Here is a 13,775-nt window from a genome sequence, read left to right on the forward strand (position 1 = left end):
CTTTGGTTAGACAATCAAGAAAGCACTAATTGCTTCGGAGTCTATTTCGCAAGATCGTTTTGGGAAACTATGACAAGTTCTATCCACACTATCCGTCCCAACTGACACAGAATCACCAAAGCACTCACCGAGAGAGCGAGCGCTTTCGCTTGTCTTCTGCAAAGAGTCTGGGGCCGACCTCTATCAGTCTTGGCATCATTTTGTGTAAGCTCACGCGATCCCACGGAGCGTTGGTGCGAGTGCGCAGTCCTTTTTCGTTGAGGTCACTGACGATCTGGGAATAGGAGAAATCCTGGCTCAGCAGATCCATCATCTGCCTCAAGACTGCATTCTCGTAAGGGTCGATCTCCAGACGCATGCAATCGTCGGAGAGTCGGAGACCGTAAGGAATCTCTTCTGCGTGTTCCGGTTCGTGAGGTGTTTCCGATTCCGGAAGTTCTCGACGCCACTCGATTGAAACCAACTGCCATCCGGCCTTCTGGCGGTCGGCGATGAGAGCCGGGCTGAAGGGGCCGGAGAACCTGTCCTTGACTCGTTCAAAGTAAGGCATGTGTTTCCTCCAGGCTTTGGACGAGCAATCGCCACGCCAAAGTATTTTGCTTCAGAATCAAGTGATTGATCCGAGATTGCTTTCGAAAGCTGTGCATCTGCGGACGGAGCTGTTCGCATGCGGACAAATTTCTGACGTTCCTCTAGGTCTGCGATGGTGGCATGGAGCCTCAGTCTGGTGTGGGTTCAGAGATATGATCGATCAGTACGATCCTGACTGGTCCTGTTCCGCTTTCTAATCGCACTCCGAGCTGCTGCGCTACTGCCTGAATCAATGTTGGAGCGCCATCGTCAGCGCCTGGATCGACGCGAGGACTTCCACTATCGGGTCGAAACTCTAGTGTTAGATCGTACTTACCGGTCAGTCCTGTCCCGTCTACGATCGGCTTAGTGTCCAGACCGGGTACCCCGATCCCTGCCAAAGCCCGGACCCCGTCAACTACGGTCGTGTTCGTTATACCAACGTGTAGCAGCCCTCCGGATGTGTAGTACCAACTAAATCCGCAGTTCGTGACTGATGGAGTTGAAGGATCCGGTGCTTTGCCCACCGAAGCGTCCCCTTGCGTTGAACAATTGGTCCCCTCGGTATGCGGATGTATCTTCGGTCCGAGTAGGCCGGGCTTACTCAGGACAACTTTATTCACCGCGCCCTCTTTGGTGAACTCATGAATCTCTAGAGCGAACCGATCTGCCAGCATAGTCCGGAACATCTCGCGCAGTTGCTCGTTCGTGGGCTGGCCCTCAACTCGAAAGGTCACTCTATAGATCTGCTTTTTCACCCAACCAGGCTGCTTTTCGAATGCTGCTTTGGCCTCACTTATCTGCAATCGGTAGGCCCAGGAGATCGTCAGCCAGACCGCTCCCGCCATCGTTTGCAGCCCGTAAACTGGAGCCGTCTTATCCCGGATAAATGCTGGGATGAATGGGATCGAGCCAGGAGGAGCGGGCTTTATCGACACCGTCTCAAAGGCTAACGGAGCTGCGGTTGGAGTTGTTGTTTCTTGCTGCGGTTGAGCGGGCTGAGGCACTTGTCCATGGAGGCTGCAGATTGCGCATGCCACGAGCAACAGCGTTGCTGCCGTTCCTTTTCCTGTCATACCGTTCATCCCGTTTGTCGATCGGTTTACTAAGTGTCAGTACTGACGTATGGACGAACGACTTCAAGGTTTGTAAACGACGGAGTGGATTCATGCTTCATCGATTTTCTATCGGGGCTTTCCTCGGCGAAGAACTCTGGCGGTTGATTCCGCGCTGTTTAGAGGACGTGCGACGACGTTGGATTCGCGAGAGGCATGTTCGTCGGCCCACTGAAGAAATTTTTTAAGTAGTGGGGAAGTGTTCGACTTGTTGTATCCCATGACGAGATCGATGGTTGGGACTTCGCCGTGCAGAGGCCTCGCGACTACTGACCGGATGAGTGCATTTTGTACGTAGGACGGCAATAGGGTGAAGCCGCCTGTGGATGCTACGAGCGACATGCCGCCTGAGAGAGTTTCGGCGTCGTAGATTTGCTTGAGTTTGATGCCAACTCTTGCGGCGTATTCCTCGATGACAGTTTTGAGAACGGGAGCGGCGCGTGCTGTGCTGATGAAGTCTTCTCGACAGATGTCTTCCGGGCGGATTGCTTTGTGCCGCGCGAGGCGATGGCGAGCAGGCAGGATGGCTACCAAAGGTTCGCTTGTGAGGAATTTGAAATCGAGGCCTACGGTTTTTGTTTCACGGCGTAGCAGGGCTACATCGATTTCGCCCTGCATTAATGCATTCGCGAGTTCGGGTGATGATTTTGTTGTGATGGTGAGGTCGGCACCGGATGCGTCGTCGCGCAAGACACGCAGTGCTTCGGTTAGCCAGATGACTTCCTGACCGGGAAGGAAGCCTAAGCTGAAGCCTGGTTTGTGAGGTCGCTCCGTGTTTCTTGCAGCTTCGCACGCAACGTCGATCTGCATGAGTGCGAGTCTTGCATGATCGAGGAAGACTCGACCTGCTGCGGTGAGTTCAATGCCTCTGGCTTTGCGTTCGAGGAGCTTTACGCCGAGTTCCATTTCAAGGTCGCGAATCTGTCGACTGAGTGATGGTTGTGCGGTATGCAGTCTTCTTTCAGCGGCCTGTAAGAGACTTCCTTCTTCAGCTACGGCAATGAAGTAACGCAGATGGCGAAGTTCCATTTGGGAGACCCCTCTAGCTATGCGCAATAAGCATAGCTCAAACAATCAAAGTATTTGTGCACGTGATTGGAGAGGACCACTCTATGGCCAACGGAGAACGCATGATGCGTTCTCCGGAATTTCAAACTTGAGGAGTAACACCATGTCAGCACAACAGAAACTCGCTATCGTTTTTTGTCACGGGATATGGGCCGATGGCTCGTGTTTCAGCAAGGTCATTCCTGCGTTGCAGAAGGATGGCCATGAAGTGATTGCAGCGCAGTATGGCCTGGATTCGTATGAAGGGGATGTGGCTGCGATCAAACGCACGCTGAATCGCGTGGGAAGCCCAGTTCTGCTTGTGGGGCATTCCTATGGTGGCGCTACGATTACGGCTGCCGGTGTGGATGAGCGTGTGGCGGGATTGGTTTATATCTCGGCTGTTGCACCGGATGCAGGTGAGACGGTGCAGAACCAATTGGACAAATATCCTTCAGACATTTTTTCGCGTGTGGAGGTGGCAGATGGGCGTGCATGGCTGGTCCCGAGCGGCACCGAGTTCTTTTGCGGAGACTTGTCCGCTGAAGAGCAGAAGCTGGTTTGGGCAACGCATTATGCGCCTGTTGCTGATTTGTTTCAGCAACAGAAGCTTGATGCCAACGGCGTTGCGTGGAGGACGAAGCCTAGCTGGTTTGTTCTGGCGAAGAAGGACCACACTGTGCATCCTGACCTGCAGCGGTGGGTGTCAAAGCGTATGGGCGCAACTGTGACGGAGGTGGAAAGCAGTCATGTGCCGATGCTCTCCATGCCTGATGTTGTCATTGATGTGATTCGCAAGGCTGCGAAATCACTGGAAGGGAAGTAAATCTTCTTAGAAGCTGTAAGGCTTCTTGACTACGACAGACCGCCTCATGACGGTCTGTCGTATTTGGGTCGCTACTAGCCGTACATCACGCCTGCATGGCTTTGGCCTACTTCGATGAGGTAGCCATCGGGGTCGCGGATATAGCAACGTATCTCACCGTATTTGTCGATGGGTTCTGTGAGAAAGTCGGCTCCACGGCTCTTCCATAGCTGATACGACGCCTGCATATCTGCTACGCGGAAGTTCATGAAGCTGTTGATGTGGTCGGGGTCAGGTGTGCTGAGTGTGACGGTGGGTTTGTCTGGTGTGGGGCCGCCGCCGACGTTCAGGATCATCCAGATATTTGCGAGTTGAAGGTAACAGGGGGCGTTGCCATCGCCGAGTGTAAGGATGCGAGCTCCGAAGACTTTTTCGTAGTAACGGGCGGATCGCTCAATGTCACTCACGGTGAGAAAATGCGCGATGCTGAGGCCTTCTTTGGGAGGCATTTCAAAACTGTTCTGTCCGACTTGTATGTCGCTCATGGAGTGTTCCTTTTTCATGCTGAGGCGTTGCGTGGAATGAATCCTGGAACGCCAGTGTTGACTACGTTGTTGAGACGTTCTCTTGTCTCGATGCGATTTATTTCGTCGATGGCTTCCGACGGAAGAGGAGAGATGTTGAAGTTCTCCTGTGCGCGGTCTGCAGATTTTGGTGTGGTGAGCAACGCTGTGCCGCGTTGAATGGCCCATGCGAGCAAGACCTGCGCGGGTGTCTTGCCTACGCGTGTGGCGATCTGCGTAACCACCGGATCTTCAAGCGGGCCTGGCCTTGCTCCATGGCCTAACGGTGCGAAGGCGAGGAGCACGATGTTCTTCTCTTTGCAGAACTGGAGGAGTTCGTCTTCCGGTAGATAGGGATGCGATTCCACCTGTACGACTGCGGGCTTGATTGTTGCTGCGTCGTAGAGAGGCGCTAGCTTTTCGAGCGTGATGTCTGAGAGACCGATGGCGTTGCATCTGCCTTGTTCGACGAGGTTCTCAAGGGCTTTCCACGTGTCGAGCAAGGTGATGCCGGTGTCGTAAATGACATTGCCGGAAGCATCGCGCGGATCCTGATTGTCGCCGGGCTGAAATGCGTATGGCGTGTGGATGAGGTAGAGATCGAGGTGAGTTAGCTTGAGCCTTTCAAGACTGGCTTCAAATGCGGGGCGCACGCGTTCTGGTCGATGATTACTGTTCCAGAGTTTTGTGGTGACGAAGATGTCTTCTCGCTTGAGGCCAAGCGTCGTCATGCCTTCCCGCAGAGCATTGCCAACCTGGCTTTCATTCTTGTAGCGCTCAGCGCAATCGAAGTGTCGAAAGCCCGCTTTCAACGCATCGCGTGTTGCGCTGACGGTGAGGGCTAAATCAGGTATGAGAGTGCCAAAGCCCAGAGCCGGCATGAGGCCGCTACCATCGCGCAGGGTTAATTTCGTTGTCCGAAATTCAGCGTCGGTCACGTGTCCACCTCGGTGGCCAAGGATCAGGATTTGGCCAAAGTCTACGCTTCCGATGTCAGAAATGGCGCGGCAGGAGTGTGAATGATCTGCCAAGGAATGCCAACCAATACCTTGGTTGCATGGTTCTGCTGTAAAGCCGGTGCATAGTGCTGCGCGAAAAGCTGATATGACGAGCTTCCGTATCGTTGTTGGCGCAGTGTAAGCTTGTGTCCTCTTCGTATCAGCATTGATTTTTTTACTGTAAGGACTCACAAGCATGATGTCTGGCAGGACCCGGACGCTGCATGCCGGGGCGATTGCCTTTGCCAGCGTCTTGATGGGCGGAATGTATGCTCAGCAGCCCGTAGAGCAGCCTTCGCAACAGCCTCAGATAGTTTCTGGAACGAACGATTCCAAAGATAATTTGCCGGATGCGCAAACGGTGATTCGCGGGAATTTTCTGCAGCGCCTTGGTCGCTTTTATTGGGCGGATTGGCGCGGCAAATTGCCTGCTGGGCCAACGCCTGCTCGACGTGCTTTCGATGCGCCACTGGATAGTCCTCCGTATCCTGCAGGGGATTGGAGCTATGGTGGGTCGCCTACGATTGGCGTGCCGGATACGGGTGTGTATCCGCTGATGACTGCATTGAAGCTGGATAACCATCGCACCAAGGTTTATGGATGGGCGAAGGGCACTTATAACCAGAGCACCAGTCACGACAGCAACTATCCGTTGACGTTTGCGTCGTCACCGAACACCGCGCGTCTGCATCAGGTGGTGACGTTTATTGAACGGCTGCCGGAGACAGTGCAGAACACGCACTTTGACTGGGGATTCCACGTTACCGCGCTGTACTACGGTGTGGACTATCGCTTTACGACGACCAAGGGATATCTGAGTGGGCAGTTGTTGGCGGATGGTCGTACGTATGGCTATGACCCTTTGATGGAGTACGCGGATCTTTATTTTCCCGTGAAGGATGGCTTGAACATCCGTGTGGGGCGGTTTCTTTCTTTGCCAGGATTGGATTCGCCGCTGGCTCCGAACAACTACACGATGACGCGTTCACTTGTGTACACGGCTGAGCCTGTGACGGAGACGGGCGCAGTGGCTACGTTGAAGTTGAACAAGCAGTGGCTGGTGCAGTTGGGAATGTCTGCAGGGCATGATGTGGCACCGTGGTCGAGTGATCATAAGCCTTCGCTGATTGCGTGCTTGAACTATTCGACTGCAACGAATTATGACAACGTTTACGTCTGCGCGAATGGCATTAATGACGGCAAGTATGCGTATGACAACGTGCAGCAGTATGACGCGATATGGGCTCACAAGTTCAACGCGAAATGGCACATGGCAACTGAAGCGTGGGTGATGTACGAGCGCGATGTGCCGAATGTGGCGAATGATGTTTCGAATCCGGTGCCGCCGGAGAGCGGTACGTTGGGCGCTGTGTGCGCACCGGGGATGTTGCGTTGTTTTGCTCCTGAGTATGCAATCGTTAGCTATCTGAACCGTGAGATCAGCCCTTCGTTAACGGTTGGATTTCGTTCCGACCTGTTGAATGACAAGAAGGGGCAACGCACTGGTACTGCTACGAAGTACACGGAGAACACGCTGTATGTGAACCGGTATTTTGGCAGCACGTTCCTGGCGCAGTCGGATCTGCGATTTGACCATTCGTGGGATAAGCGCGGGTACAACGGCGGTAAGGCGCGGAACCAGTTGGTGTGGGGTATCAGCCTGGTGTATCGATACTGATCGCTGGTGGTTATAAGCTTCAGTTGTGGCTATGACTAGGGATTTTCGGTTGCCGCGTTTGTACGCGATTCTGGATGCGGAGAGTTGTGCGCGGCGTGGGCTTGCTTTGCTGGAGACGGCGAAGGTGTGGCGCGATGCGGGTGTGACGCTGATGCAGTATCGCGACAAGGTGGCGACTGATGCTTCGGTGTTGGAGAACGCTGCTCTACTTCGTTGTGTGTTTGAGGGAGTTGATGCGACGTTGATCCTGAATGATCGTGTGCATTTGTTTGCTGAGTCAGGGTTTGATGGCGTGCACGTGGGGCAGGGAGATGCCTCAGTCGCGTCTGTTCGTGAAGTGATTGGGGCGGATGCGGTGTTGGGTATCTCCACGCATAATCCTGCGCAGTTTGCGGACGCGGATTTGTTGTCTGTGTCTTATGTGGCGGTGGGGCCGGTGTTTGCTACGTCCACGAAACTGGATGCTGAGCCGGTTGTTGGGCTGGACGGTGTGCGTTTAGCTCGTTCGTTGACGCGGAAGCCGCTGGTGGCGATTGGCGGGATTACGCAGGCGAATGCGGCTTCAGTGCTTGAGGCGGGCGCGGATTCGGTTGCGGTGATTTCGGGGTTGCTGGATGGGGATGTTCGCGGCTTCGTTGCAGCACATCGCTAGAACAGCTGTTCTAAAGCAAGGAAGCGAAGCAGATTTCTCTGCTTCGCTTCTTTTCATTGCTCTTAATGCTGCAATGGATTGTTACGGTGTTGCCGGCTTGGTAAGCGTTGCGAGTTTGCTCTTGGCCATCTTCAGAACGACGCCTGCGTTGCGGTCGGCGGCCTCGCTGATTTTGTATTCAGCTGCTGTGCCGAGGACCATGGCGAACTCCTGCGGGGTGAGTTTGTATTCCTGCTCGAGGTAAGCGGACATGGTCTCTGTGGCGTCGGCGAAGGCCTGGTCGATGGAGCCATCGAGACCTACGGCCATGATGTGCGTGTCGGTGTCTACGAAGACGCCGGGGATGCGCTTGCCCTTGAGAACCTCGACCTGAACGGTGACGTCGAGCGAGGTTTCAAGGGCGTCGCCGGTGGTTTCGCCGTCGCCCTGAAGTGCGTGACCGTCGCCGAAGAAGAGCAGGGCACCGGGAACGCGGACGGGCAGGAGTACGGTTGCACCTTCGGTGACTTCATTGAAATCCATGTTGCCACCGAAACCGCCACTGTCGCCGGTGCGGATGCCAGGGTCCGAGCTGTCACCCGGCGCGACGGCGACGCAGCCGAGCATGGGGCGCACCGGGACGCTGTAGTGCTGCATGTGTGGCCCGGGCTTTTCCGGGGTGGCGGTGTTGTTGGCGAGATCGAGATGCCAGCGGACTTGGTCCACCTTGTTCTGCGATTTGGCCGCGAGTCCAGATGTGTTGGCGCGAGGCACGATGCCATTGGTGCTCATGGCCCAGTCGCGGTTTAGGCGAAGTTTGCGAATGTGGACGACGAGTGTGTCGCCCGGCATGGCGCCGTTCACGTAGAACGGCCCTGTTTGGGGATTGCCACCGAGCGAACGCGGTGTGCCAGTCGGGTCGTTGCCACCTGCGTCGACGGTCCATGTGTGCAGGGTGTCGCCGGGATTGATCTTGAGGACTGGTTCGTATGCGCTGGAATATTGGCGACGGAAGACGGTGGGTGTGAACTCGTGTGTCTGCGGTGAGCCGGAGGCTACGCTGGGCGGGACTTCGCGGACAGCTTTAAACGTATGCGTGGTGGGATGGTCGGCGGTCATGTTCTGCGCCCAGACCATGGTGCCAGTGATGGTATCGCCAGCGATGGTTGCGGTCACATCTTCGTAGCCAACGCCGCCAGGATCCTTGGCGTGGAAGATGAGCTTGCCATCCTTGATAGTGCCCTCGAGCTTGTCCCCCGCGTAGTTGCCAGTGATGTGATCGCCCTTCTGTTCCAGCGTGAGTCCCCAAGTGGTGGGTGTGCCGAAGGTGTCGAGAGTGAGAGTCCACTTGCCAGCAACAGTCGGTTGCTGTGCCAGGGCGGGAATGGTAGCAACCGATAGGAAGAGAAGGCTGGCGATTTTCATAAGTGCTCCGTTGGGATTCGTTACTGATAGGTACGGAAAGAGCAGTAATTCCGCCGTAATTTTCTTCGTGATTTTTACGCTTCGTCGTTTGCAGGCTCAAACGCGGAGCGATGCGGGGCTTTCTCCGCTGTCGACGGCTTAATCCTTTTTGATGAATGGGATGGAATCATATGAGATTTCATCGAGGCAATGCCGCGACAGTAAACGGACGATGAACGCGACCTTGACCTAAGGGACCAATCGGACTATATTCATAAGTGCGGGGTGGAGCAGCCCGGTAGCTCGTTGGGCTCATAACCCAAAGGTCGCAGGTTCAAATCCTGCCCCCGCAACCAATTACATAAAACGATACCCCCACGTAAGAGAGTTTGTATTTCTCCGTGAGGGTTTTCTAGTTTTTGGCCACAAGATTCTTCGCCGCTAAGAGTCCCTCAAACTACTTTCCTTTGACCACACTCTCTGGATGATTTCAGGTAATGGGTTGGAAGTATTCTCGCCGAAACGCTTCGGCTGCCGCGTGGAACCACACGAATCATTCGTGTAGCAGTGCACGCCTCTCTGTGTGGTGACCCGGATATTCATGCGTGTGCTCGCTCCTTAGGTTGAGAGAGACGCTATTGCGAGATCGATTTTCGACCTCGCGAAGCTACTCTTTTTCACCCGCGAGACTCCGATGAACGCTTTCCGACTACGCCAGTTTTCTTCGTCTTTCCTGATGACGCAACTGATGATTGTCCTATCAATTGCGATGCCGCTTGCCGCGCAGAGCTCCTCACCGCAATCCGATACGGCGCCAATTACGCGTCTTCAAATATCGAGCACATCGGCGAGCAGCGGGTCAGCTGTTGTGAACATCAAGATTCCGTCATCGGCCGGTTCGGCCGCGCTGAAGGTTCATCTGAACGGACACGATGTAGGAGCGCGCTTCACCAGTGGGGATTGTTCGAATGCCACGTGCAAAACGGCTACATTGGCGATCTCCGATGGCCTGCACACAGCAAAGAATGTTCTTACAGTGGACGCGGGTAATGGGCTTACCTCTCGTCTGCGCTTCGATGCTCAGGGCACATCTGCTTCCGCGGTGAGTGCAGGTACGAAGGTGCACGCTTTGTCATCGATGAGTGCGCAGGCTGTCTCTTCTGGAATTGCGACTCCCTTTGTACCACCGACGCTGACATTCAGCACCAATAACGCGGGCGGCTGGAAGGGCAGTGGTTTTTGGTTCACGATAGGCACGCAACAGTACCCAGTGGCCACACCGACAAACTGCACAGGAGCCACCTATCTAGTCGAGGTTTTGGATCGCCAAACACTTGCGGAAAGTACATCGACTCCTCCGCAGTGCCAGGCCAGTGCATCCGCTCTGAACACTTATCTGAAGACGTTGAACAGCGGTGATCTTGTTGTTTTAGGCACCCTGCAGGGCAAGAATGCAGACGCAGGTTTGGATACGTCTCCGATTGGAGGCTCAAATCATGGAGGCTCCATCGTAACCGGCTACCCCGCCGGATACATGGCAATCGGTGTAGGACAGGCGGCTGCAGGTACAGCGTACGAACCGTATTACACCATCGCCTCGGGCTATGAACCCGTGCCTCCATTTGCTAATGGCACTCTGCAGGAAGATGCCTACGGAAACTACAACTTTCAAGCCTCGCAAGTTGTGGAGTACACGGTGTCGCCGAACGACCCATCGTATTTGACGGCGAACAATACCAGCGTAGTGAGCATTCAAAACCTCAATGGCGGCTCCATCCAGTTCAATGTGTATTCGCCAACGCCAGGTAGCGCTAATGGCTACTGGTTGCTCACTGTTTCTCGCAATAGCCTAAACACCTACCCCTACGCGTGCACACCCAGTGGAACGTCGCAGGATGGAACGACCATGTACTTTTCGGGTTGCGGCAAGTTTTACAACACGGGCAACAGCGACGCAACGGTGGCACAGGCAGCGTATGCATCGTTGGCGACTGATCTTAGCAGTGTGAACTCATGGCAGCTTGCCTTCCTCACTACGGTGGGACAGCCAGCCTATGGCACCACAAACTGGGACGTTGCTGGTTTCACCAGCTATGGTGGCACCGGTAACGGATATCAGAGCTTTACCAATGCCATTGCGCAACTGGGTGGAACACCTGGTTTGACGGAGTCGCTGCTATCGCCAACCAGCGCCTATACGCTGATCGCATCACCTGGTATCGGAGGGCCACTTGCGGGTGGTGCCGTTGAATCCACGACACAGCTTGCTGCTCAAGGGCAGACCGGTCTTGTACACGGCATTCTTGAACGCAACCTGAATGGCCTGTTTCAACCAGAGCAGACGAACCAAGAGACTTTCTCACTGTTCCAGGCTAAGGGAGGCGTCAACAGTCCTGAGTTCAAGCTGACGGAAGCAGCCCTGCAACAACCCGTTGATTGGCCTTCCAGCAGTTCCGGCACTGTTCTTAAAACTGGAACATTTACTGCTGACACGACCGCCGGCCAGGTTGCAGCGTATCGCTATCTGAGCTACATCCTCATTGCGAAAGTTTATTTCCCCGGTATAAGCCCGACCGCGTTGCATTTGGATGACATCCATTACTTCTTCACAGGTTCACTTAACACGACTGTCAACTATCACACCTTCGATGTCCGCACGATTCAGTGGCCTACTACACAAAGCAGTGGAATGTATGCTGTTCCTTGCGACTCTGTCAGTGGAAATACCTGCACCGTCAACATCTTCGGTCAGAACGATCCGCTGGTGTTTACACAAAATGACTTCCAAGCAGTACAAGCGCAGCTGTTCAATGAGATTGTGTACCTCACGAATACACTGCAGTTCATGGTGACTGGATCGACCAACATGAAGGATGTGGTCGCCGCAGGTAGTTCGAATGCTGGTATCGCTCTTACAGGTGCGGCGTCGAGCATTCTTGGTAGCAAGCTGCTGCCAGCGCCTCCAGCCACGGTGATTAAGACGAGCTGGCAGAACATTGTTTCCATGCTGGGCGGCGTTGCTTCTCTGGCCTCCGCGTTTCCTGGTTATGGCTCTCTGCTTGGGATTGGTGAAGACACCATTAAGGCACTGAGCGCAGTCACCACTGCGACTGGTGGTATCGCGGGCATTGCGGCCGGTGCAGGGCAGATCACCTCTTCCGATACATCCTCAAGCCTGCCTAGTTCGTTCGCACACTTCGCAACAACGATTGGCAACCTGGCGAATGGCAGTATGCAGGGCCAGTTGAGCAGCGGCTTTGACACGGTGACAGACAGCATCACGTCGGACTGGGGTCGCTTGTCCATCATTGGACCTATGACGATCGATCCCTCCAACACGGTGTTCTATGCACCGAACCAGGTGGGGCAGACGGTTGCAATTCAATCGCTCACCCAGGCGGCATCGCGCAGCTTTTATCTGGCGCTGTTACCCAGCTTCTACTCAGTGCAGTACTGGCAGGGAGTTTCCGGCGATCGAAACACTCCCGGCAACAACATCCCTGACATGGGTTACTTCTCCAGTGATGGCAACTCGTACTACACGTACTTCTGCTCAGCGTTCTATCTCAACCCACAGAAGAACAGCAATCCGGCAGAGCCGAACGATCCGCTGACTGGTCTGGGCACCATCGCAGCCAACACGAGCGTCTGGTATCCCTCCGTCTCCGGTACGCCGCAGAACTTCCAGTGGGACTACTCCAAGTATCCGATCGACTATTACGTGATCGGCGGCACGGTCGCAAATTCCGGCAGCGATTCGCCGTTCATTCAGACACTTGATCCGACACTGGGAGCGAACCTGTTCACAACGGCAGGGTTGAACATGCCCATTGATGAATTCGTCACGCAGCAGGGGCCTATGTCTTCTGTTTGGGACAACGCTGCGACCACAAATCCGGCGGGGCATCGGTCAGATACTGTCTGCAATGCGAGAATCTTTCCTACGGCGGGTAGCGGCAACTTTCCTGTCGAACCAGGATACGGAAAGAGCGTAAGCACTGTACCGCCAGCCATCAGTGAGGCGCCGACCACTACGCTGCTCACAGCGCCGACCACCAGCGTGTATGGGAGCCCGGTTGTGATCTCTGCGAAGGTTGCTACCACCGGCGGGCCAGTAACAGTTGGAGAGATCTACTTCCAGGACAACGGCGTGACCATCGCAACTGTGTCACTCGACAGCACGGGAACGGCGTCTGCGACTCTGGCTATGTCGGCGGGTACACACTCGCTGCAGGCGAAGTATGGTCGTGTTGATCCGTATGCAACGTCGTCTTCTGCAATCGCCGTGCTCAACGTGTATGGTGCTGCTCCGGATCTTAATCTGTCGCTCTCAGGCAACACGCTGAGTTCTACAAGCGGTAGTACATCGCAGGCACTGACGTTGCAGATCACCTCGCTTGCAGGACTTTCGGGACAGGTTGCATTTAACTGCTCAGGCCTTCCTGTTGGTATGACATGCAACTTCACACCGGCTTCCACGATGCTTGCCGCTAATGGTACGGCTACTAGTTCGTTCACGGTCAGCGGGACGGTCTCCAGCAAGTCATCTGTGGGTGCATGGAATACTCTGTGGCTCTCGGGCCTGAGTGCACTTGGCCTGCTGTCCTTGTCGGTTGGCTTCCGTAAGCGCTCCGCTCTTGCTTCGAAGCTGCTGCTTGTGTTCGGCGTTGGCATCTTCAGCATGGGAGCACTTACGGGCTGCGCGGGATCGTCCTCCGGAAACACGCAGCAACCGGCGGTTGTCACCATGCAGGTGATTGCAACATCGGGTAGTGTCTCACGCAGCCTGCCAGTCACGATTACGGTGCAATAGCGGGGGATTGCTGGCGGTCTTTCCTGGAGCCGCCAGCAACACCACGGACAACAGGCAAGGACGTACTCCAATTGGATGGGCAATAAACCATGACAATCTGCTTTTATCGTTCGTGTGAACGATAAAGGCAGTGTTCCGATCGGTAATTGCA

Annotated in this window: 10 protein-coding genes and 1 tRNA gene; 5 read left to right on the plus strand and 6 right to left on the minus strand. The window is 54.9% G+C overall.

Annotation, left to right across the window (positions count from 1 at the left end; genetic code table 11):
- Positions 1-124 precede the first annotated feature (124 nt).
- The 3 genes from BLT38_RS06100 to BLT38_RS06110 all read right to left on the minus strand — a co-directional run bounded on the left by BLT38_RS06100 (position 125) and on the right by BLT38_RS06110 (position 2,714).
- Positions 125-550, minus strand: a complete 426-nt coding sequence (locus tag BLT38_RS06100; RefSeq protein WP_083344378.1) for a recombinase family protein — start codon at positions 548-550, stop codon at positions 125-127.
- Between the two features lie 169 nt (positions 551-719).
- The gene (locus BLT38_RS21145) at positions 720-1,655 is read right to left on the minus strand and encodes a TIGR03435 family protein (RefSeq protein WP_083344379.1); all 936 of its coding nucleotides are present in this window, start codon (positions 1,653-1,655) and stop codon (positions 720-722) included.
- A gap of 99 nt (positions 1,656-1,754) precedes the next feature.
- Positions 1,755-2,714 carry a LysR family transcriptional regulator gene (locus tag BLT38_RS06110; protein WP_083344380.1) on the minus strand — a complete coding sequence of 320 codons (960 nt, stop codon included), beginning with the start codon at positions 2,712-2,714 and terminating at the stop codon, positions 1,755-1,757.
- Between the two features lie 142 nt (positions 2,715-2,856).
- On the opposite strand from BLT38_RS06110, the gene BLT38_RS06115 reads away from it, so the two are divergent.
- The gene (locus BLT38_RS06115) at positions 2,857-3,558 is read left to right on the plus strand and encodes an alpha/beta fold hydrolase (protein WP_083344381.1); all 702 of its coding nucleotides are present in this window, start codon (positions 2,857-2,859) and stop codon (positions 3,556-3,558) included.
- Positions 3,559-3,632: 74 nt separating this feature from the next.
- Here BLT38_RS06115 and BLT38_RS06120 read toward each other — a convergent pair whose 3' ends face one another.
- Together BLT38_RS06120 and BLT38_RS06125 are read right to left on the minus strand one after the other, a co-directional pair.
- Positions 3,633-4,082 (minus strand): VOC family protein, encoded by a 450-nt coding sequence (locus BLT38_RS06120; RefSeq protein ID WP_083346945.1) that lies wholly within the window; start codon positions 4,080-4,082, stop codon positions 3,633-3,635.
- A gap of 14 nt (positions 4,083-4,096) precedes the next feature.
- The gene (locus BLT38_RS06125) at positions 4,097-5,038 is read right to left on the minus strand and encodes an aldo/keto reductase (protein ID WP_231966784.1); all 942 of its coding nucleotides are present in this window, start codon (positions 5,036-5,038) and stop codon (positions 4,097-4,099) included.
- A 256-nt stretch (positions 5,039-5,294) separates the two neighbouring features.
- Between BLT38_RS06125 and BLT38_RS06130 the strand changes: the two genes are divergently transcribed.
- Positions 5,295-6,776, plus strand: a complete 1,482-nt coding sequence (locus BLT38_RS06130; protein ID WP_083344382.1) for an outer membrane beta-barrel protein — start codon at positions 5,295-5,297, stop codon at positions 6,774-6,776.
- 49 nt (positions 6,777-6,825) lie between these two features.
- The gene (gene thiE / locus BLT38_RS06135; protein ID WP_231966785.1) at positions 6,826-7,428 is read left to right on the plus strand and encodes a thiamine phosphate synthase; all 603 of its coding nucleotides are present in this window, start codon (positions 6,826-6,828) and stop codon (positions 7,426-7,428) included.
- 81 nt (positions 7,429-7,509) lie between these two features.
- On the opposite strand, the gene BLT38_RS06140 is transcribed toward thiE, so the two are convergent.
- Entirely contained in the window at positions 7,510-8,832 is a 1,323-nt protein-coding gene (locus BLT38_RS06140; RefSeq protein WP_083344384.1) for an acetamidase/formamidase family protein, read from the minus strand.
- A 258-nt stretch (positions 8,833-9,090) separates the two neighbouring features.
- On the opposite strand from BLT38_RS06140, the gene BLT38_RS06145 reads away from it, so the two are divergent.
- Together BLT38_RS06145 and BLT38_RS06150 are read left to right on the plus strand one after the other, a co-directional pair.
- Positions 9,091-9,167, plus strand: a tRNA-Met gene (locus BLT38_RS06145).
- A gap of 338 nt (positions 9,168-9,505) precedes the next feature.
- Complete coding sequence (locus BLT38_RS06150) at positions 9,506-13,624, plus strand: Ig-like domain-containing protein (protein WP_083344385.1); 4,119 nt, start codon at positions 9,506-9,508, stop codon at positions 13,622-13,624.
- The last annotated feature ends 151 nt before the right edge of the window (positions 13,625-13,775 follow it).

The sequence above is a fragment of the Terriglobus roseus genome (assembly GCF_900102185.1).
GTDB lineage: Bacteria > Acidobacteriota > Terriglobia > Terriglobales > Acidobacteriaceae > Terriglobus > Terriglobus roseus_A.